Origin of the sequence: Aliivibrio salmonicida LFI1238 (assembly GCF_000196495.1) — a bacterium.
GTDB lineage: Bacteria > Pseudomonadota > Gammaproteobacteria > Enterobacterales > Vibrionaceae > Aliivibrio > Aliivibrio salmonicida.
The window spans coordinates 1649309-1670885 of the sequence record NC_011312.1 but is presented as its reverse complement, the minus strand read 5'-3'; the positions used below and the strand labels follow the sequence as shown (position 1 = coordinate 1670885).

The window sequence follows — 21577 nt, the reverse complement described above, 5'->3', positions numbered from 1 at the left end:
TATCGGCTATAGAATTCGATTATCTTAAGTTACACTACGCGCATCCAGTTAACTGTTACATTGTCACGATTATATATGAAATCTATTAAGGCATATTTATACCTATGAAAAATTTAAAGTTATTATTTTCTTTCCTGTTTGTACTCTCTTTATCTGGCTGTACTAGTTATTCGATTACAGAACAAGAAATGACAGATTATCTAACTGATGAAATTAATGTCGATAAGTCTGTAGGTATTCCAGGCTTATTATACGCACAAGTGAATGTTGATAATGTCGATGTTAAGATTGGACGTGTTGATAAGGATCGAATCAGTGTTTATGCAAATACGACGGCTGACATTCAAATGATGAACGAACCAAACCAAACTCTCGACTTGGTTTTAGAGTTCAGTGCGATTCCTGAATACCGTAAAGAATCAGGTGAGATTTATTTAAAATCATTACGATTGGAAAAGTTTGAGGATAAAACTAATCAATTATCTCCGGAGTTAAGTTCACTCTTAAAACCGGCGATTTCAATTATTGGCTATGGATTATCAAACCAACCAGCGTATAAGCTTAATGCGAATAAACTGAAAGAATCGCTTATCAAATCAGCAGAGCTTAATTTAGTTATAAAAAATAACCAGCTCGTGATCGAGCTTTTTGATTGATATAAAGAATCAAGTTATAGTGCTTTAGGCCCATCGTGGATTTACATGACGTCTTATTTTAATAATTCATGTAAATCTGCTTTTAATGATGACACTGTTTGGCTTGCTTTTTCTGTTCTAGAAGCCTCACTTAACAAATACTCAATAGTATCAGAGAGTGTTGAATCAAGTTCTTGTGCTCTAAGAGACAACTTTTCCCATACTCTATAATCTAAATCTATAGACTTCTTACGTGTATGTTCTTGTTCTGCGTTAAAGTGACGCTTTCTTTTTGCTCTAATCGCTTGTTTTAACTTATTTTGTAAATCCGGATTCATGTGTTTTTGAATCCATTCAAGAACATGAACGGGTTCATGTTCTAATTTTAAAAAGACATTAACCATCTGTTGTTCTTCACTTGAATCGATATAACAAGTAATAGATTCCCCCATACGATGTTTATTAAATAAATACATCCATTTCCAACCAGCTTCCAAGTTTTCAAGTTGTTGATATTTCATAGACAAGTACTCAATGTTAGGGGGATTATTTGGGTGACAGTGTAACTCGACTTTGTCTATTCTTCAATAAAATCAGTCTATAATTAGACCTTCATCTAATTGATAATGTAAGTACTGAAAAATCAGACGTATGCAATTATGTAATGTATAATCACTTTTATTTTTTATATATAAGTAAGCATGCAGTTAGACACGCCATTTTTACTCGAGCCTCAGTACGATAATATTCTTGATATATTGAATTTATCCCATGTCAGTGACGCACAATCACCCTATTCTCTTCAGCCTAGGTTAACCCAAGCTTTAGCGGATTTTTCTCGTATAAATGGTGTTAACATTTTGCAAATCAATGCGTTAGATAATCACGTTTATCGTGAATATGTAGCGAATTGGCTAATACTGAATGCTGAAAATCGCGTATTAAATTCAGAAGCACCTCCTGTCATTATAGTTGAAAGCGCTTCTGACTCAGAGCTCTTTGGTGTTTACCATAATAAAAGTGATGTGTTAGAAACTGGGTTATTACAAAAAGCCGATGGCGGTTTTTTGGTAATGTCCCCAAGTGTTTTACTTGCAAATCCTCATTTATGGCCACGCCTAAAAAGTTTGCTGCAAGGCCATTCAGTTACTATCCCCGCGAGTGATTCAAAATCACCGATGACTAACATCCATTATTTAACAGCGAATGTTAAATTAATTATTGTTAGTGACCGTGCACTTTTAGGGGAAATAGAGCTATTAGAACCCGATCTACTTACTGGTATGTCGATGTTTTCTGAATATGAGTTGGATACACCGTTATCTAGTAACACTGTCACTGGTTATGTGCAGCTAATTCAATCACTTTCAAATAAGCATAATCATTTACCACTAGCAAACGGCTCTTCGTTGCTTCCCCTACTCAAACTAGGTGCTCGTGAATGTGAAGATCAGACTCGACTTAATTTGTGTTTATTATGGTTAAATTCTATTTTAGCGCATGCTTCTTTAGCTTCTGAATCAAAAACACATATTAGCGCTGATGATTTTACACAATCATTTGAAGCAAAATATTACGTAGAATCTTATTTACCATCCCGAGCTTTAGACGATATTTTAGAACAAAATATTCATATTGAAACTCAAGGTCAAAAAATTGGGCAGATTAACGGCTTGACTGTCGTATCAGTACCTGGTCATCCAATTTCTTATGGTGAGCCATCGCGAATATCTTGTGTTGTTCACCCTGGAGATGGCGAATTATCGGATGTTGAACGAAAGGTAGAGTTAGGTGGTGATTTACATGCGAAAGGCATGTTAATTATGCAAGCTTATATACTAAGCCAATTAGATACACATGAACCACTGCCTTTTACTGCTTCAATGGTTTTCGAACAATCTTATTGTGAAGTCGATGGGGATAGCGCAAGTCTTGCTGAATTATGTGCATTACTTAGTGCCCTCGCTATTACGCCGATTAATCAAAGTTTAGCGATAACAGGATCTGTTGATCAGTTCGGTATGGTGCAACCCATTGGCGGTGTAAATGAAAAAATTGAAGCCTTCTTTCAGCTGTGTGATAAACGCGGGTTAACTGGAGAGCAAGGTGTTATTATCCCACAAACAAATGGAATTAATCTTGTACTTTCAGATGATGTGATTCGAGCTGTTGAGCAAAAACAGTTTACAATTCATCCTATTAGTCATGTTGAGCAAGCTGTTGAATTATTAACGGGCTTACCATTACAATCTGAAGAACATGAATCGATGTTCTCTTTAATTGCCCAACACATTGACAAAATAGAGCATAATCCGAGTCAATGTTCTGCTCTATTTTGTCGTATTAAGAACTGGTTTAACCAGAGCTGATCAGACTTGATAAGCGTACAAGTGTTCGCTAGAATATCCATAACTTATTTAGGAGTAATACTTTAATGCAAAACAAACCTAGTTCATATGATCGCGAAGATTTACTAGCATCAAGCCGTGGCGAACTATTTGGTCCAAATGGCCCACAATTACCAGCTCCAAACATGTTGATGATGGATCGTATTCCACTAATGTCTGAAACTGAAGGTTTATTTGGTAAAGGCAAAGTTATCGCTGAACTAGATATTACTCCAGACTTATGGTTCTTTGATTGTCACTTCCCTGGTGATCCAGTAATGCCTGGTTGTCTTGGTTTAGATGCGATGTGGCAACTTGTTGGCTTCTTCCTTGGTTGGGTTGGTGGTCAAGGTAAAGGGCGAGCTCTTGGTGTTGGTGAAGTTAAATTCACAGGACAAGTACTCCCTACTGCTAAAAAAGTAACGTATGAAATCGACTTTAAACGTGTTATCAATCGTAAATTGGTAATGGGTTTAGCTGATGGCCGCGTTCTTGTGGATGGCAAAGAAATCTATGTTGCAAAAGATTTAAAAGTGGGCCTTTTCCAAGATACGTCTGCATTCTAATTAAATCATTATTGATTGAATTACTTAAAGCTAGCACTATGGTAGCTTTATTTTTGGAACACACAAGCAAGTTATAGTGCGCTAGTTAAACTAGTTTAATACCTTAAATATAACTAAAGCCTCAAATAGAGGCTTTAATCTTAAATTCTACCGTATTATTTAAACAAACCGGACTGTTTGTCATCTCTAGCGTCTCGCCAACCACCAAGCCAGCATGAGCGAGCATCCATTGTTTGATATGGGCAATTTTCTGATGAGCGGCCATTAATACCCGCTTTATACCCTTGTGATTGTGCTCGCTCTAAACGATCACGCTTTTGTCTCTTCATAGTTCAGTCCTCATAGATGTAAGTCTGTATACTTCAAAAATGTACTACTTTACTACTCATACCCTATTATTTTCCATTAGGGTTCATCACGAACATTTCATGATGACACTTTAAGAATCGGACAACTTTTCACTTTATTCAAGTATAAAAAAACCCGAAGTCTAAGATTGTGACTTCGGGCTAATTATCATCAATGGATGTTATTTACTACGTTTACGCATGAAACCAAACAAACCAAGTAATGTCAGAGCCCCAAAGCCTAATGAACCGCCTTGACGTTCTGTTGTATTATTCTCATAACCACGAGTTTCAATGTTTCGGTTAGCAGGATCTGAGATCGGAACCAATTTAACCGCTACAATTTTTTCAGTACCATTCCCGTCACCACAATATGCATCATGAACCGTTGAATCATACTCTTGAACTGTAGATCCATTTTCATCATAACATTTAGTCGCAGTCGCCGAGATAACGCCAGCATCATTAATATCCGTCGCATCATAAATACGATATTGGTTATTATTTCCAGAGTATGTACCACCGTTCGTTAAATTATCGATGATCCATGCTTTATTTTGAAAAATATCAGCACGCGCAGATTCTGTTGGTTTGTATGGATAAATAAACGCACGCTGGCGGCGTTGTTTACCATCATACTCACGGAATGTATCAACATCGATACGACCAACAATCTCATTGAAATTATTGATGCTCCCCATCTCCCCACCAACACCGTTAAAGAAGATCTCTCCATCTGATGAATCCAGGAAGTGAGCCGTTGGCGAAGTTGCAGAAGTAACGAATAAACGATTTCCCGCCGCCCCATTTTGGGGGTAACTACCAGAACGCTTAGCTTGACCGACAACAACTAAATTGTCATTAATGTTCGTAGCAACTGAATTAGAGTTAACGTTATCACCACTAATTTCAACCTGAGCACCACTAATTAGAGTAGACCCAACAATTCCTAAAGCACCCGTAGTTACATTTATTGAAGCTTGAAATATAGTGGCATTCATGTGTTGGTCATCATAGTTATTATAACCAACACCATAAAACTCCGTACCATTCACATACAGATCACGCATACTGCCTTGCGCATAATAATCGCCATCTTCTTCGTCATCATGCGCCCAATTAACAGCCGTTAGCGTTGATGTTGACTTTGTCCATACGGCTGGTTTTGAATAGTAATCATACCTATCAGCACCAATGCCTGTTTTCGAAGTAACACTTCCTACCGTATAAGTTCCATCAGTAGACCATTGACGGCCTTGTTGAAAGCCAGTAATACTATCGCCACTTATTGGTGCATTTCTATTAGTAGTAGAACTAAAGTTCCCAACAGCAGCGCCAGCTGAATCAAGCGAATTAATGACCGTATTAATTCCACTAGCAGCAATAGTTCCACCATCAGTAACAAATGCTAAAGAGTTTTTATCATTACTGCCATAAATCTCGTTAGACCAACCAGTCCACTGATTATTAGCCCAGTATTTACAGGTAGAGTAGCCTAGTTGGTAAAAACAATAGTTTACAAAGCCATCATAATCATCTTCGATATAGCCAAAGGAATTATCCATCGCAAAAGGAACTTCTTCAGTATATGAAACCCCTTCAGCACGGTCACGAGTTTCACCAGCTAATTTATAGCCTTCACATGTTACAGATGAAGCTGTCGTTTCAAAACAACCTAAACTATTTGCACCATTATCCGTAATTGGAGATGGCTCAATCGCAGTACCGTAGTACTCAGAACCTGAAACACTTGGGGTTACTTCCACCACTTTATAAAGCGCCGCTTGCGCAGGAAGCGCAGCGGACACTAAAACAGCTAATGTGGTTAATTGTAATTTATTACTCATTTAACTTCCTATTGTAGAGCTTCAAGTTCTTCCCAACGCTCGAATGCCACTTCCAACTCTTGCTCTGTTTGAGCTAAACGTTCTAAAACAGCTTCTGTTGTTTTAGGATCTTGTTGGAAGAAAGTTGCGTCGTTCACTTTCTCTTGAAGTTCTGTAATTTCGTTTTCTAATCTTTCTAATGTTTCAGGCAGCAATTCAAGCTCACGCTGTAACTTATAAGACAGTTTCTTTGGTTTCGCTTGCTCGACTACCGGGCTTTTAGCAGCAACAGATTCAGTTTTCACTTTTACTGTTGGTGCCATTGCATCACGGCTTATTTGTACATTAGCACGTTGTCGTTGAGCATCGTGATAGCCACCGACGAATTCTTCGATCTGGCCCTCACCTTCAAAGATCCAACTGGTCATTACTGTATTATCTACGAACTGACGATCGTGACTTACTAATAATAATGTACCTTCATAGTTGGCAAGTAATTCTTCTAAAAGTTCCAATGTTTCGATATCTAAATCATTGGTTGGTTCATCAAGAATCAATAAATTGTTTGGACGAAGGAATAAACGCGCAAGTAATAAACGGTTTTTCTCACCACCAGACAATGCTTTCACTGGTTGACGAGCACGTTTTGGAGAGAATAAGAAATCTTGCAAGTAGCTCAAAGCATGACGCTCACGGCCATTCACTGTCACTTCTTGCTTACCGTCAGCCAAGTTATCGATAACCGTTTTTTCTGGGTCTAACGCTTCACGATATTGGTCAAAATATGCCACTTCAAGTTTTGTACCGCAATACAATTTACCTGCATCTGGCTGTAATTGGTCAAGCATCAGTTTAAGCAAGGTACTCTTACCACAACCATTAGCACCAATTAAGGCAATGCGATCACCACGCATAACATTGAAGCTGAAGTTCTTAACAATGTTTTTACCATCAATTGAGTAATGAAGGTTCTCGGCTTCAAATACAATTTTACCTGAACGATTTCCACCATCCACTTGAATATTCGCTTTACCCACAACTTCACGACGATCTGAACGCTCACGACGTAATTGTTTTAAGGCACGCACACGTCCTTCATTTCGAGTACGACGCGCTTTAACGCCTTCACGAATCCAAGCTTCTTCCTGAGCTAGCACTTTATCAAATTGTGCATTTTGATCAGCTTCTACGCGTAGCGCTTCTTCTTTAGCCAGTAAGTACTCTTCATAATTACCAGGATAAGAAGATAAGTTACCACGGTCTAAATCCACAATTCGTGTAGCCATTGATTGAATGAATGCACGGTCATGAGAAATAAAGATGATTGAACCTTTAAAGTCTTTTAAGAAACTTTCAAGCCAAACAATCGTTGTAACATCCAAATGGTTCGTTGGTTCATCAAGAAGCAATACATCTGGGTCAGATACCAATGCGCGAGCCAATGCGGCTTTACGTTGCCAACCACCCGATAAATCGGTTAATAGCATTGCACCATCAAGTTTTAGAGATTCTAAAACAGATTGAATACGTGTATCAAAATGCCATGCATTAAGGTTATCAATCTGCTCTTGTGCTCTCGCTAGTTTATTAATGTTTGATTCGCTTGGATCAGTCGCTAATAAATCTAAGATATGATGATATTCTTTTAAGTATTTACCGGCTTCTGCGAGGCCTTCAGATACATAATCAAAAACACTGCCCGTTTCATTACGCGGTGGATCTTGCTCTAAACGAGAAACCACCACATCTTGATTAATTTGTAATTTGCCATCATCCATAAGGATATCACCAGCAATTACTTTCATTAGCGTTGATTTACCCGCACCATTACGGCCAACCAAACATACGCGTTCATTTTCTTGTAGAGCAAAATCTGATTTGTCTAATAACGGATGATCACCAAACGCTAATTGACCATTATTAATTGTAAGTAATGCCATTGTCTTCTAACCAATTCTTTAGTTGTGATATATCGAAGGGCCAATTAAGCTCGGATAAGCCATTAGCCACAACAGGTATTGTGACACCGTAACGAGAAAATAATACATTATCAAATGCAATGTCTACAGTATCTACTTGTTCCATATTTACACCCACCTCAACGAGCAAATCAAATGCTTGCTCGCATAGGTGGCAGCCTTCCGTGCTGTAGAGAGTTATCATTATCTCTAGTCTTCCTTGTGAGTAATAATCCAGCAGTTATGAATATGCTTATTACGAGCAAAATCTAACGGCAATGTTTGTTTTGAAATATTCTTAGCTTGAAGACCCGCTTTATCTAGCGCTTCTTCATCCATTTTAAAGTTACGTTTATTGTTAGAAAATACAACAGTACCGTCTTGACGTAACATACGTTTTAGGTTCTCAAGCAACATAATGTGGTCACGTTGAACATCAAACGTTTGGTCCATACGCTTAGAGTTAGAGAATGTTGGTGGGTCAATAAAGATTAAATCAAACTCACCTTCTGCTTGTTGTAGCCATTGTAGACAATCGGCTTGTAGGAACTGATGTTGCGTTCCTGTTTGATCATTGGTGTTCATGTTCTTCTGAGCCCACTCTAGGTAGGTACGAGACATATCAATGGTCATTGTCGATTTAGCACCACCACAAGCGGCATGAACAGTCGCAGAGCCGGTATAAGCAAATAGGTTTAGGAAATCTTTTCCTGCGGCCATATCACCAATCATTTTACGAGTTAATTTATGATCCAAGAATAACCCCGTATCTAGGTAATCTTGTAAATTAACAATCAATTTTACGCCGTACTCTTCAACATCAAAGTAACGAGATTTTTCTGCTAACTTTTGATATTGGTTTTTGCCTGACTGCTTTTGACGTACTTTCAAAATAACGTTATTGGTTTCAACACCAGTCACTAACACTGTTGCGCGGATCATGTCAGTTAAACGACGACGTGCTTTATCTTCTGAAATTTCTTTTGGTGCCGTATATTCTTGAATGATGATGTAATCTTTGTATACATCAATTGCCGCATTGTAATCTGGTAAATCGGCATCATAAAGACGGTAACAATCTAACTTCTCTTTACGTGCCCATTTGCCAAGTTTAGACAAATTCTTTTTAAGACGGTTCATAAACTCAGGAGCAACTTCAATGTTTGCCGCTTCTTTACGTTCAGCCGATTCACTAATTGAATAGTTTTTCTGAACACAAGGTAACGCCCCATTGTTCAGTTTGAATTGCTTGTCTGCACGCATACGAATACACGCAAGCAAATCATCATTACTTGAATAGATTGATGCAGTACAGCCACCAAATTGTTCTTTTAGTTGGCGACCAAATTCACTGTATAGTGCAATTAGTGCAGGTTCAGTACTTAAACGTTCACCATAAGGAGGGTTACAAATTACAACCCCATTCTCAAAGCCCTCAGGACGTTCAATCTTAGTTGCATCACCAACATCAAATGTGATTAAATCTTCAACACCAGCGCGACGAGCATTATCGCGAGCCGTTTGAATTACACGATAATCACGATCAAAACCGTAAAAATGCGTATCGACTTTCTTAACGCCACGGCGACTCTTAACTCGAGCTTCTGAACGAATTTCAGTCCACACTTCTGGATCAAAATCAGACAACGCTTCAAAACACCATTTTTCACGTTTCACACCAGGTGCCATTTCACACGCCATAAGTGCAGCTTCAATCAGTAACGTACCTGAACCACACATTGGATCTAATAGCGGTTTGCTTTCATCCCATGTACTGCGAAGTACAAGTGCTGCTGCTAATGTTTCACGAAGTGGTGCACGACCTGCTTCAGTACGGTAACCACGCTGATGTAAGCCTGAACCGATTAAATCAAAACCAAGAATCCCTTTCTCGCCAGATAAACGCATATGTACACGTAAATCAGGTTCCGCTTTATCAATATTCGGACGTTCTAAATCAGCCTTTGTGAAACGGTCAACAATTGCATCTTTTACTTTCAATGCACCGTATTGGCTATTTCGAATCTCACGGTTCGTACCGTTAAAATCCACCACTAACGTTTTATCTGCTGTGAAATAATTAGGCCAATTAATTGCAGAAGCGCCTAGATACAAATCCATATCATCACGAACATCAAACTCAGACAGAATTTGAATGAAACGTGAAGCAATACGGCTCCACAAACAACAACGATAAACAACCTCGATTGGGGCTTCAAACGTAACCCCTGCATAAACTAATTTTGGGTCAGTAACACCAAGTGCAACTAGTTCGTCTGCAAGTAAGTTTTCAAGGCCTTTAGAAGTGATGGCTAAGTATTTTTTCATGGGATTCTTTTGGTTATTAAATTGCCTCGCATTATACATGAATCCTAAGGAAATAGGATAAATAGATCACAGATAAACCATCCTCAAATTCTTCAAATAAAGACTATAAAAACAATAAGTTAATCTCACTGATGATGGATTCAAAAAACCACTGTTTCCCAATGGATACACTAAAGCGCGAGCAACGACCCGTCAATTCTGGCCTACTCCAGTGGGTTATTTGTTGTGAAAGTTAATTACAAAATGCAAGAAACAGGGAAGATAAGTGATTTAAATGGACGTTACTGTAGTGTTCTATCAATAGTGATTTGTTGTTTTTTTTATGCTTCTTAGCAGTAGGTCTCAGTTTTAAGAGTGCATTCCTCCCTATTTTTCTGATTCTTTTTCAACCAAAAAACGTAAAATAGTGAGAGGTGTGTCTATAACTGAAAATTAGATTAAAACGAACACGCTCTCATTACATTAATTCTGAGATGAATTTTGTAAAAAGAGTCAATATAAGAAGGATGAAATAGTGGAATTAGAAGTATTAAAGGGAGCTTTATCTGGGGATAAAATAACGGAGAGTAACTACCCTACTAGGGCGTAATATGAAGAGTTAACGACTTGCATTTTGGCCATGCGATCATTCATGACTTTAATCGGTTCACAAAAGGCCATGTACTTGGTTGGATTTAATGCAAATGCATCCATATCGACCAACATACACATACTTGCACACTCATAATTTTCTACAATAATGAAATGCCCTTCTCCTAAATCATTTTTCAGAGAAACGATTTCACCTTCTTCTGGGTAATACCCTGCCCCTTGGGTTTCAAAGAACCAACTCTTAGGTAGCATGGGCTTATGGAAGCGTCTGGCGGCAACACAATTGAGTGCTAGCTCAACTTTGCGAGGTTCAGAAAGAGGAAGATAAGAAATGTGTTCAACAAACATCTGATAAGCGGATGCATCATCCACAGAAAATTTACAATCATCAAATGCACTATTGATTAAGACTTTGGGAGATAAATTCACACAAAAAACCATATCCATGCCTAAATCAAGCATAAGAGATTGTGCTTTATTATCGTAATACCAACTCCATGTATCACTGGGTTTAAGCATGTTAGTTCTCTCTTGAAAATATGGGAGTGTTTCCCTACGCCAGCCAATCATCAATGAGTGCTATTTTATGAGTAAAAATAAATCCGTTTTTAAATCATAAAATACGTTGATGCAATTAACTGTTAATTTTACAAGAGGTTAGGAATAAAAAAAGGGGAAATCTTCATCTCCCCTTTAGTGTTAATCATATGTAAGCAACTTTCGAAGCCCTATATTTTAGATATTATTTACAATATCACGGATCAGATTCGGACCTTTATAGATAAAACCCGAATATACCTGTACAAGATCGGCACCCGCAACCATCTTCTCTTTTGCTGCAACATAAGAGTCAACACCACCAACACCAATAATAGGTAAACTGTCGCCTAATAATTCTTTTAATCGACGAACGACTTCAGTACTGCGAGTTTGTATAGGACGACCACTTAGTCCCCCCATCTCCTCTGCGTGCTTCATTCCTTCAACCATAGAACGATCTAATGTCGTGTTTGTTGCAATGACACCATCAATCTTATATTTCATTAAAGAATCGGCAATCTGAGATAATTCATTATCATCAAGGTCTGGGGCAATTTTTAATGCGATTGGAACATACTTACCGTATTTTTCAGCTAACTCTTTCTGCTTCTCTTTCAGTTGAGAAAGAAGATCATCCAGTGCTTCACCATATTGAAGCGTTCGAAGTCCTGGAGTATTTGGTGATGAGATATTAATCGCAATATAACCTGCGTATTGATATACCTTCTCCATACAGATTAAGTAATCTTCAGTGCCCTTCTCGATTGGCGTATCTTTATTTTTACCAATATTAATGCCAATCACGCCATCGTATTTTGCTTTCTTTACGTTCTCGACGAGATTATCAACACCTAGGTTATTAAAACCCATGCGATTGATTATACCCTCAGCTTCAATAAGACGGAAAAGACGTGGTTTATCATTGCCCGCTTGAGGACGAGGAGTTACTGTACCCACTTCAATGAATCCAAAACCCATTGCGCCAAATGCTTCAATGCACTCACCGTTTTTCTCAAGACCGGCCGCAAGACCGATAGGGTTTTTAAATTGAATGCCCATTACCTCTACAGGTTTAGACACTAATTTTTGACGATAGAAGATATCAAGAGGTGTGCCATTAAAGCGCTTGAAGTTTTGAATTGCTAAGTCATGTGCTTTTTCAGCATCAAGTTTGAAAATGCCAGCTCTGGCGATGCGATATAACATTGTAACTCCAAAAAATAAGTCCCGTGTAAACGGGGAGTCATTATTCACTGATTTAATTAACAATTCAAACTTAATCGCACTTAATTTGTCATTATTTATTGCAAACGTAAAGGCAATAAATCGGTATAGAAATAAATAATCACTTAATCTGATTAAATAGATAGATATATAGGAAAAATTACGGGGTAATAAAAAGCGAAAGTGAATATATACTCACTTTCGCTTAAGTTATGCAAACGTTTGTCTACTGATTATTTAGAGCAATAACCTGGCTAAGAAGCGTTAGACGTACAGCTTAAATTCAATAACATTAACTCTCGTAATGCTACAGAGAATTTAGCAAATTCATGAACGGAACCTACTTTAAATTCATTTAAAATACTGTCCCAACGATCAACTGAAGTACTGTTTTTCTCATACCATTCTTCAATCGCCTGCTCTACTGATTTTCCATCGGTATATTCAGCTAAAACTAACCCAGCCAATTGACGTTGTTGCCAATCTAAATCTTCGCGGAATGACGCTCTTGCAAGGGCTTGCCAATGATTATCAACACCTTGATTATTAATTTGTTTTAAGAACCAATGCAAAGATAATTTATCACCTAATACATAGTACAAACGAGCCGCTACAGAAACGGGTTGTTTTGCGGCTTCTGCCGATGCTGAGATGTCCATTGCTGAGTATAAACTGCTTAAGCGTGCTAATAAATTACCTAGCTCACACGGTACACCCATTTCAAGGTAATGATTGGCTTGTTCAATATGTTCAATGACTTCATCTTTAACTAAATAATTATCTAAGTTGACTTTAATATCATCAACCGCAGGTTTGTACTTAGCTATCAACTCTTGAATTGACATGTTTTGTGAACCATTACGCAGTAACCAACGAGCCACTCGACGAATCGTTCGACGCATAACAAAGAAAGCATCGTATTGTGCCACTGTCGTTGCTGTGTTATCTAACTCACGAATTTGTTTGAATAAGTCTCCAAACTCAAAAATAGCGCGGGTTGCAGAATACGCATTAACAATATCAGTGACCGCGTAACCTGTTTCTTCTTGCATTCGAGTAATGAAGTTACACCCCATTTCATTAACCATTTGATTTGCTAAGCAAGTTGCAATGATTTCTGAACGCAGAGGATGATTGTCCATTTCCGCTCTATAGTTACGTTGTAACTCAGTAGGGAAATAGGTTTTAAGCAAATCAGCATGATAAGGATTATTTGCAATCTCATCACAAGCAAGTTGCTCTTTTAATACCATCTTTCCATAAGCGACCAAAACAGAGAGTTCAGGACGAGTAAGTCCCTGCCCTAATTTCTCTCTTTCTATTAGAGTTTCATCATCTGGGATAAACTCTAATCCACGATCCAATTGACCTTTCTTCTCTAAATGATGAATAAATCGGATCTGCTCTTTAACTAATGCGGTACCTTGCTGCTCTGTTACTGAGATCGATTCAGATTGGCAATAAGCATCATCAAGAACAATGTCACCAACTTCATCTTCCATTTTTTCAAGTAAGACATTACGTTGCTTATAAGTAAGATCCCCATTCGCAACAAGACCATTCAGCAAGATCTTAATGTTAACTTCGTTATCAGAACAATCAACACCACCTACATTATCAACAAAATCGGTATTAACACGACCACCTTTTAGGCCATATTCAATACGACCCAATTGTGTCATTCCTAAGTTACCGCCTTCACCAATCACTTTCGCATTTAGCTCTGCACCATTGATTCTTAACGCATCATTAGCACGGTCACCCACATCGACACTGGTTTCTTTTGTTGCTTTAACATAAGTACCAATCCCCCCATTCCATAAGAGATCCACATTCATTTTTAAGATCATTTGAATGAGATCGTTTGGTGCTAGAGACTGCTTACGTGTACCTAACATTTTCTGAATTTCAGGAGAGAGATTTATCGACTTTGCACGGCGAGAGAAAAGCCACCACCTTGAGAAATAAGATCTTTATTGTAATCTTCCCAACTTGAACGTGGCAGTTCAAATAATCGATTACGTTCAGGCCAAGTCATTTCAGCATTCGGGTTTGGATCAATAAAGATATGCATGTGGTTAAATGCGGCTTGTAAACGAATATGTTTAGATAACAACATCCCATTACCAAACACATCCCCCGCCATATCGCCGACACCTGCGACAGTAAAATCCGTGGTTTGACAATCAATTCCCATTTCTCGGAAATGACGTTTCACTGATTCCCACGCCCCTTTAGCCGTGATACCCATCGCTTTATGGTCATAACCATTAGAACCACCAGAGGCAAAAGCATCACCCAACCAGAAGTTATATTCTTCAGAAACTGAGTTTGCTAGATCAGAGAACGTTGCTGTTCCCTTATCAGCAGCAACAACCAAATATGGATCATCATCATCATGGCGAACGACATTTTTCGGTGGAATCACTTCCCCTTCAATGATGTTGTCAGACACATCTAATAATGCGCGAATAAATTGTTTATAACAGCGTTGACCTTCAGCAAAGATATCATCACGAGTCGTGAAATTATGCTGCTTCTTACAAACAAAGCCACCTTTGGCCCCAACAGGAACAATGACCGTATTTTTAACTTGTTGTGCTTTAACCAAACCTAAGACTTCTGTTCGGAAATCTTCTTGGCGATCTGACCAACGTAAACCACCACGAGCGACTTTACCACCACGTAAATGGACACCTTCAATATCAGGCGCATAAACAAAGATCTCAAATGCAGGTACAGGCGCTGGAATTTCAGGAATATTTGATGGTTTTAGTTTTAGAGATAGCCATGGTTTTGATTGGTTGTTCTCACAGACTTGATAATAGTTAGTACGAACAGTAGCAACTATCATGTCTACGTAACGTCGGATAATACGATCATCATCCAAGCTTTCTACTTTATCTAAACTCGCAAAAATCACATCTAATTGTTTTTGTTGTTTTTTCTCACTCCAACCCATTGTTGGATTAAAACGAAGATCAAACAATGCAACAATTGATACCGCTAAATGAGTATGAGTTGATAATGTGTCTTCAATGTATTGTTGACTGAATGGGAAACCAACTTGACGCATATAACGAGCGTAAGAACGTAAAATAGTCACTTCACGGCCAGACAAACCAGCACCAAGTACTAATCGGTTAAAACCATCACTCTCTAATTCACCACTCCAAATTTTCGCAAAGGCGTCTTGGAAACGATCACGAGCCTGACGAAGATCTACTTCGGCAGAACCGTTATGAATCATAGAAAAATCTAAAATCCAATCTACAGAGCCATCACTTTTCTTAACGGTATAAGGTGATTCACCAATCACTCTTAACCCTAAGTTTTCAAGCATAGGCATTACATCGGATAAGTGAATAGGTTCATCACGATGGAACAGTTTAAGTTTAACGTTCGCTGAACCTTTCTTTTCTTCTTGAGGACGATAAAACAACATCCCCAACTTATTTTCATCGCTTAAATTTTCTAAACGTTCAATATCCGCAACCGCAGAACCAGGTAACGTCGCTTCTTTGTATGAACGAGGAAAAGCCCGTTGATACTGTTTCGCAATCGCCGTTCCTTTACTTTCGCCAAGGTTTGCTACAATCACATCGCATAAACGATCATCCCACGTTGATGCTGCTTCCATTAGGTTATTCTCAATATCTTTCACATTAATATCGCCGTTATTGTTATCTACACGAACAATGTAATGAGTTCTTGCTAATGCACTTTCTGAAAAGAACGTTGTAAATTCAACTTCTTGATCAGAACCAAAGTAACTCTTTAAGATACGTTGAGTTTGACGGCGTAATTCTGTGTTATAGCGCTCTTTTGTTACATACACCATGCATGAGAAGAAACGACCAAACGGGTCGCGACGAACAAATAGACGCAATAAATCACGATCTTGCATCTTAACTACGCCGGTTCCTACTTCAAGCATCTCTTCTTCCGTTGCTTGAAAAAGTTCATCACGAGGATAAGTCTCAAGGATATTGTTTAATGCTTTGTAAGAATGAGAGCCTTTGATGTAATGGCTTGCTTCAAGAATACGTTCTACTTTATTACTAAGTAGAGGAATATTAGAAACACTTTGGTTGTATGCCGTTGAAGTATATAAGCCGGTAAAACGATGCTCACCAATCACTTTGCCTTCTTTGTTCAACCGCTTAATACCAATGTAATCAGTATAAGCGGGACGGTGAATTCGAGACTTAGTATTTGATTTAGTTAAGATGAGTAAATCTGATTTTTTAGCCGCGGCTCGAGCAGACGATGGCATATCCGATAGTTTTGTCGCATGAATACGAGAATCTAAAGAAAATAGTCCTAAACCAGTCTCTGCTGTTGGTGTTAGTTCGTAATCCCCTTCGATAGCAACTAAATCAAAATTCTTATACCCCATTAAGGTAAAGTTATGATCCTGTAACCACGCTAGAAATTGAATGGATTCATTAACCTGATCTTTTCCAATCGGAGAAGGATTAGACTCAAGCTCAACAATAACCTCAGTCAACTTTTCAGACATTGGCTTCCACTCATTCACTACACGGCGAATATCTTCTAATACTAAAAATAACTCCGTCTGAAGTGTTTTTATTTCTGTGGGATCACTAAGATGATCTACCTCAAAATGAAAGAGAGTTTGCTGCATTGTAGAATCATTACTGCAGATCGAAATAATCTCACCATTTTCACGAGTAAAACAGTGTGGACCATGCAGCATAAAGTGACTTGTCATATCAAGACGGGTAAGGGCCATCTTAACTGAGTCAACTAAAAATGGGTTATCTGGTGTGACAATCTCAACGACGGTGTGTGTTGACTGCCAGCCATCTTGACTTAATGTTGGATTAAAAATACGAACCGAAATATCAGATAGATTTACATCCGACAAATGGTTCCAAAGGCTAAGAGTTGCCCCATACATATCTGATTCATTACGTTGTAGTAAATCATCATCATCAATATTGGCAAATAAACGCTGAGCAAGTTGCGTTATTAGTGATTGTTGAGGCATTTCAAGCTTTTCAGCAATTAAAGCGTACACTTTCTCGAGTAGTACGGGAAGGATAGGATCACGCGTCGTCATAAAGCGAATGCTCCGTTTCTTATGATTAGAATTATGTATAATAAGTGTAGCAGTTGATACTGCTTATGCGCCTCATATTGTAAGGATAATATGACGGAAACGTTATGACTTTTTTACGTGCTAGAGGGTTTATAGTTAGAAGTGTGATTAAGGTAGAGGTTTATCCTACTTGTTCAAGATTTACAAACCGATTATTTTGGTCCACAGTTAAACGAAAGCGCCCTTTCACTCCTAATTGAGTTAAAAATGCGCGAAAACGCGACGCTGGTAACTGTAACTTTAAACCTTGTTCAGTCATGACTAAAACCGTACTCGCCGTGCCAGAGTAATGACTTAAAAAGGCTTGGTAGCTAACGCTAACTCTAAAATAATAAAACGTATTCATGATCGACGATGTTATCTACTTTGAACTATCAAAAACAAAGTATAAAGAAAAAACAAAAAATGGTCAGCATAAAATACTGACCATTTATCACTTTTATTGAAGTAAGATCTTATTTTACGCTAACGCTTTCATTACCTTCTCAAACAGATCTTTTGCTAAGTTATCAAGATCAGCCAAGCGCTGCAATTGTGCTTTCATCAACGTTTGACGATCACTATCATACTTCTTAAATTTCAATAGTGGATCAATCAAACGTGAAGCTACTTGTGGATTACTCACGTTCAGATCAAGTAAAATATCGCCTAAGAATGCATAGCCTTCACCTGATTTAGCATGGAAATTAACAACGTTATTCGCAGCAAAAGAACCAATTAAACTACGAATACGATTCGGGTTTTTCAGACTAAATGCGGTATGATCCATTGTTGCTTTAATTGCTTTAATTGCTTTAATTGCTTTCAAGGCATCAACACTTGGGTTTGAGCCTTGTAGAATAAACCACTTATCCATAACCAAACCATCATGCGACCACTTATCACTAAAGTCATTCATTAAGCTTTGACGAATAGAAAGTTGTGCCGAGTTAGCCGATACCATTGCGGCCATCGTATCAGTCATGTTATCTGCCGACTCATATTGTGCTTTAACTAACGCTTCACCCTGCTCTGTTTTTGCAAGATAGCTTAATACACAATTGCGTAAAGCACGTTTCCCAATAGCATCATGTGCAACCGAATAACTAACTTGCTTTAAACTATGATAAGTGGCTGAAAATTCATCTTTTAATTCTGTAGCTAATGTTTGTTTAATAAAACTAAGTGCTTTATCAATGGCATCTACATCAACAATATCAAACCAGCCGGTGATTTCATTGTGATTTGGCAAGACGAACATTTCTGCTATAAATGCATGATCTAATTCTGTATTTAATAATACGCCGCGGAAAGCATCAACTACAGCTTCTGGCAGAACAAGTGCCTCATTATTTTGAACAGAAGTAATGTTCGCACGAATGTAGTTTGCAAGTAACATCTGTCCAGCATCCCAACGAGCAAAATCGTTCTTCGCATGAACCATCAAGAAAATTAATTCTTCATCACTATAAGCGTAATTTAACTTAACGGGTGCAGAAAACTCACGAAGTAACGAAACTACTGGTTTTTCAGATACTTGTTGGAAGATAAACGTTTGTTCGTCTTCAGTCACATTCAGTATATTACTGATTTTATCATTGTTACAGCGTAACTAAATTACTGAACCATCTTGCGCATACAACTCAATATCTAACGCGAATTTTTCAGTCTGGTCTTCTGTTACTGGCGTATGTTGTTTCACTGTTAGCGCATATTCTTGTTTTGTTTCATCGTATTCAGAAGCAACAGACAAAACAGGTGTACCTGATTGACGGTACCAAAGACGGAATTGTGTTAAATCAATTCCTGATGCATTTTCCATCGCTAATACAAAATCTTCGCAGGTTGCAGCCGTACCATCATGACGTTCAAAATAAAGCTTCATTCCTTTTTGGAAATTCAATTCACCTAATAAGGTATGCATCATACGAATCACTTCACTGCCCTTTTCGTACACCGTTAACGTATAGAAATTATTCATTTCTATCACTTTTTCTGGACGAATTGGGTGAGCCATCGGACTTGCATCTTCAGAGAACTGAGGGCCGCGCATGATACGAACGTTATTAATTCGGTTTACTGATCGAGAACCAAGATCAGAAGAAAATTCTTGATCTCGGAAAACCGTTAAGCCTTCTTTTAAACTCAATTGAAACCAATCTCGGCAAGTAACACGGTTACCTGTCCAGTTATGGAAATATTCATGACCAATTACCGCTTCAATTCCAAGGTAATCGGTATCGGTTGCTGTTTCTTGTTTTGCTAATACAAACTTCGAGTTAAAAACATTTAACCCTTTGTTTTCCATCGCACCCATGTTGAAAAAATCAACTGCTACGATCATATAAATATCGAGATCATACTCAAGATCAAAACGATCTTCGTCCCACTTCATTGAATTAATTAATGATGCCATTGCATGAGGTGTTCGATCTAAATTACCTTGATCAACATAAATTTCTAGAGCAACGTCACGACCCGATTTAGTCTGGTAAGTATCTGTTAATACATCAAAATTACCGGCAAATAACGCAAATAAATACGCTGGTTTTGGAAATGGATCTTGCCAATGCACAAAGTGTTTACCACCATCAAGATCACCATGATTAATTCGATTACCATTACTTAATAAATGTGGGTATGCTTTTTTATCCGCAATAACTTTTGTCGTAAAACGAGCCAAAACATCAGGACGATCTAAATAATAAGTAATACGGCGAAAGCCTTCGGCTTCACATTGAGTACAGAAACCATCGCCTGATTTGTACAAACCTTCAAGTGCTGTATTTTCTTGAGGATTTACTTCAGTGGTGATTTTAAGGTTAAATTCACCACTGACATTATGAATCGTTAATTGAAAATCAGTTAAGGTATAATCCGAATACTCAACACCATTAACTGCTAATGATGTAAGTACCATGCCCTCGCCTTCAAGAAGAAGATCCGTTGATTTTTTTAATTGCTTAACTTGAGACGTTGCTGAAATATGTGTTTTAGTATCATCAAGGTCAAATACTAAATCTATGTCTGAAATGGTGAATTCTGGAGATTGATAGTCGTTGCGAAACTTAGCCTGTAGTTGCTGGCTCATAATATATCCTTATGATTTCTATCACTAATAAATAAATAAATGAAAAGCGAGTGATAGTTACTAATTAACTCAGCTATTTTCTCACAAGATATGGCCAGGTTGTAAATTAAAAGTGGTCTCGGCTCATATTTCTATCCTTATAGGCTCATTATTCTCTTTGCAATAATGCGTACATTCCAAACTGTTCATTTTTCAATTCTAATACATCTTCTTTAATTGTAAATGTTGACTCTTGCTCCCCTTCCTCATAAAGCAAAACTAAATCATCATCTTCAAAATAATAATAACCAACCTGCTGATTTTTTTTACCCGTTGTAGAAACAACCTCTAATGAAAAAATAAAATCTGAACGTAACTTCAGATTTAATGCTTTAACATTACTTGCCATAATATCTTCACCAGAGACTAATTTTGAACTCCAAGAACCAATAAAATTTTCAGGAACAACTTTGAAAAATTCAATACCATTTAAATAAAGACGATTATGACTAACTTGATAATGATAAACTTGTGGCTCTTCTTCATCACCTTCAAAACGAATGTGTTCTTGAGACAAAGAAAATTCGCCTCTCCACACATCTGCTGAATTTGATTCCATTTCAATCATCTCTATAAAAAAATCATGATTTGAACTCAACGAAATATGAAGAACATCATAATCACTCTCTGCATCTTTTGGTTTAAAAAAATACCAATCACCAAGAAGAAAAGGATTTTCAAAATGGGTAATATTCCTATTTTTTAATTCCACCGTTGCACTTGATGTGAATGGGTTAATAAAAAGCAACAGAATTAACAATATTATTGGCTTCATAACTTTACTCCCATTAAATCTAAATCTACTTTTTTCTCTTTTATTATTCTCTCTATTAATCCTAGATGAAAAAATGGGTATCTGCTTGAATTTTACGTATAAAAAAACAGAAGCCATAAATAGCTTCTGTTTTTAAATAACGATAATGAAAACGTTCACATCAAGA

Annotated in this window: 13 protein-coding genes and 2 pseudogenes; 3 read left to right on the top strand and 12 right to left on the bottom strand. The window is 37.7% G+C overall.

Annotation, left to right across the window (positions count from 1 at the left end; genetic code table 11):
• Positions 1-104 precede the first annotated feature (104 nt).
• On the top strand, positions 105-656 hold the full coding sequence (locus VSAL_RS08305; protein ID WP_012550209.1) for a DUF1439 domain-containing protein: 552 nt from the start codon (positions 105-107) through the stop codon (positions 654-656).
• Between the two features lie 53 nt (positions 657-709).
• Here the strand turns inward: VSAL_RS08305 and matP are convergent, their stop codons facing one another.
• A complete protein-coding gene (gene matP / locus VSAL_RS08300) occupies positions 710-1156 on the bottom strand; it encodes a macrodomain Ter protein MatP (RefSeq protein ID WP_012550208.1) in 447 nt (148 codons plus the stop codon).
• Between the two features lie 180 nt (positions 1157-1336).
• On the opposite strand from matP, the gene VSAL_RS08295 reads away from it, so the two are divergent.
• Entirely contained in the window at positions 1337-3004 is a 1668-nt protein-coding gene (locus tag VSAL_RS08295; RefSeq protein WP_012550207.1) for an AAA family ATPase, read from the top strand.
• A 65-nt stretch (positions 3005-3069) separates the two neighbouring features.
• A complete protein-coding gene (gene fabA / locus VSAL_RS08290; RefSeq protein ID WP_012550206.1) occupies positions 3070-3588 on the top strand; it encodes a bifunctional 3-hydroxydecanoyl-ACP dehydratase/trans-2-decenoyl-ACP isomerase in 519 nt (172 codons plus the stop codon).
• Positions 3589-3743: 155 nt separating this feature from the next.
• Here fabA and rmf read toward each other — a convergent pair whose 3' ends face one another.
• The 11 genes and pseudogenes from rmf to VSAL_RS08235 form a co-directional block, all read right to left on the bottom strand.
• Positions 3744-3917, bottom strand: coding sequence for a ribosome modulation factor (gene rmf, locus VSAL_RS08285; protein WP_012550205.1), 174 nt, complete (start codon positions 3915-3917; stop codon positions 3744-3746).
• Between the two features lie 200 nt (positions 3918-4117).
• A complete protein-coding gene (locus VSAL_RS08280; RefSeq protein WP_012550204.1) occupies positions 4118-5782 on the bottom strand; it encodes a DUF3466 family protein in 1665 nt (554 codons plus the stop codon).
• An 8-nt stretch (positions 5783-5790) separates the two neighbouring features.
• The gene (locus VSAL_RS08275; RefSeq protein ID WP_012550203.1) at positions 5791-7701 is read right to left on the bottom strand and encodes an ABC transporter ATP-binding protein; all 1911 of its coding nucleotides are present in this window, start codon (positions 7699-7701) and stop codon (positions 5791-5793) included.
• Positions 7682-7924, bottom strand: a complete 243-nt coding sequence (locus VSAL_RS08270) for a glutaredoxin family protein (protein WP_012550202.1) — start codon at positions 7922-7924, stop codon at positions 7682-7684. The genes VSAL_RS08275 and VSAL_RS08270 overlap by 20 nt, the downstream gene beginning before the upstream one ends.
• 5 nt (positions 7925-7929) lie before the next feature.
• Positions 7930-10047 (bottom strand): bifunctional 23S rRNA (guanine(2069)-N(7))-methyltransferase RlmK/23S rRNA (guanine(2445)-N(2))-methyltransferase RlmL, encoded by a 2118-nt coding sequence (gene rlmKL / locus VSAL_RS08265; RefSeq protein WP_044583252.1) that lies wholly within the window; start codon positions 10045-10047, stop codon positions 7930-7932.
• Positions 10048-10617: 570 nt separating this feature from the next.
• Positions 10618-11157: a cell division protein ZapC gene (locus tag VSAL_RS08260; protein WP_044583251.1), complete on the bottom strand. Its 540-nt coding sequence runs from the start codon at positions 11155-11157 to the stop codon at positions 10618-10620.
• Positions 11158-11373: 216 nt separating this feature from the next.
• Positions 11374-12384: a quinone-dependent dihydroorotate dehydrogenase gene (gene pyrD / locus VSAL_RS08255; RefSeq protein WP_012550199.1), complete on the bottom strand. Its 1011-nt coding sequence runs from the start codon at positions 12382-12384 to the stop codon at positions 11374-11376.
• 272 nt (positions 12385-12656) lie between these two features.
• A pseudogene (locus VSAL_RS08250) lies at positions 12657-17488 on the bottom strand (NAD-glutamate dehydrogenase).
• A gap of 160 nt (positions 17489-17648) precedes the next feature.
• The gene (locus VSAL_RS08245) at positions 17649-17873 is read right to left on the bottom strand and encodes a DUF2835 domain-containing protein (protein WP_012550198.1); all 225 of its coding nucleotides are present in this window, start codon (positions 17871-17873) and stop codon (positions 17649-17651) included.
• A gap of 114 nt (positions 17874-17987) precedes the next feature.
• A pseudogene (gene pepN / locus VSAL_RS08240) lies at positions 17988-20597 on the bottom strand (aminopeptidase N).
• Positions 20598-20745: 148 nt separating this feature from the next.
• Positions 20746-21528, bottom strand: coding sequence for a hypothetical protein (locus VSAL_RS08235; protein WP_012550197.1), 783 nt, complete (start codon positions 21526-21528; stop codon positions 20746-20748).
• Positions 21529-21577 lie beyond the last annotated feature (49 nt).

What these genes read in the sequence shown, in the direction of transcription:
- fabA (WP_012550206.1), top strand. Translation starts at nt 3,070, where the DNA reads ATGCAAAACAAACCTAGTTCATATGATCGCGAAGATTTACTAGCATCA.
- VSAL_RS08295 (WP_012550207.1), top strand. Translation starts at nt 1,337, where the DNA reads ATGCAGTTAGACACGCCATTTTTACTCGAGCCTCAGTACGATAATATT.
- VSAL_RS08270 (WP_012550202.1), bottom strand. Translation starts at nt 7,924, where the DNA reads ATGATAACTCTCTACAGCACGGAAGGCTGCCACCTATGCGAGCAAGCA.
- VSAL_RS08305 (WP_012550209.1), top strand. Translation starts at nt 105, where the DNA reads ATGAAAAATTTAAAGTTATTATTTTCTTTCCTGTTTGTACTCTCTTTA.
- VSAL_RS08235 (WP_012550197.1), bottom strand. Translation starts at nt 21,528, where the DNA reads ATGGCTTCTGTTTTTTTATACGTAAAATTCAAGCAGATACCCATTTTT.
- VSAL_RS08280 (WP_012550204.1), bottom strand. Translation starts at nt 5,782, where the DNA reads ATGAGTAATAAATTACAATTAACCACATTAGCTGTTTTAGTGTCCGCT.
- rlmKL (WP_044583252.1), bottom strand. Translation starts at nt 10,047, where the DNA reads ATGAAAAAATACTTAGCCATCACTTCTAAAGGCCTTGAAAACTTACTT.
- VSAL_RS08275 (WP_012550203.1), bottom strand. Translation starts at nt 7,701, where the DNA reads ATGGCATTACTTACAATTAATAATGGTCAATTAGCGTTTGGTGATCAT.
- rmf (WP_012550205.1), bottom strand. Translation starts at nt 3,917, where the DNA reads ATGAAGAGACAAAAGCGTGATCGTTTAGAGCGAGCACAATCACAAGGG.
- VSAL_RS08260 (WP_044583251.1), bottom strand. Translation starts at nt 11,157, where the DNA reads ATGCTTAAACCCAGTGATACATGGAGTTGGTATTACGATAATAAAGCA.
- matP (WP_012550208.1), bottom strand. Translation starts at nt 1,156, where the DNA reads ATGAAATATCAACAACTTGAAAACTTGGAAGCTGGTTGGAAATGGATG.
- VSAL_RS08245 (WP_012550198.1), bottom strand. Translation starts at nt 17,873, where the DNA reads ATGAATACGTTTTATTATTTTAGAGTTAGCGTTAGCTACCAAGCCTTT.
- pyrD (WP_012550199.1), bottom strand. Translation starts at nt 12,384, where the DNA reads ATGTTATATCGCATCGCCAGAGCTGGCATTTTCAAACTTGATGCTGAA.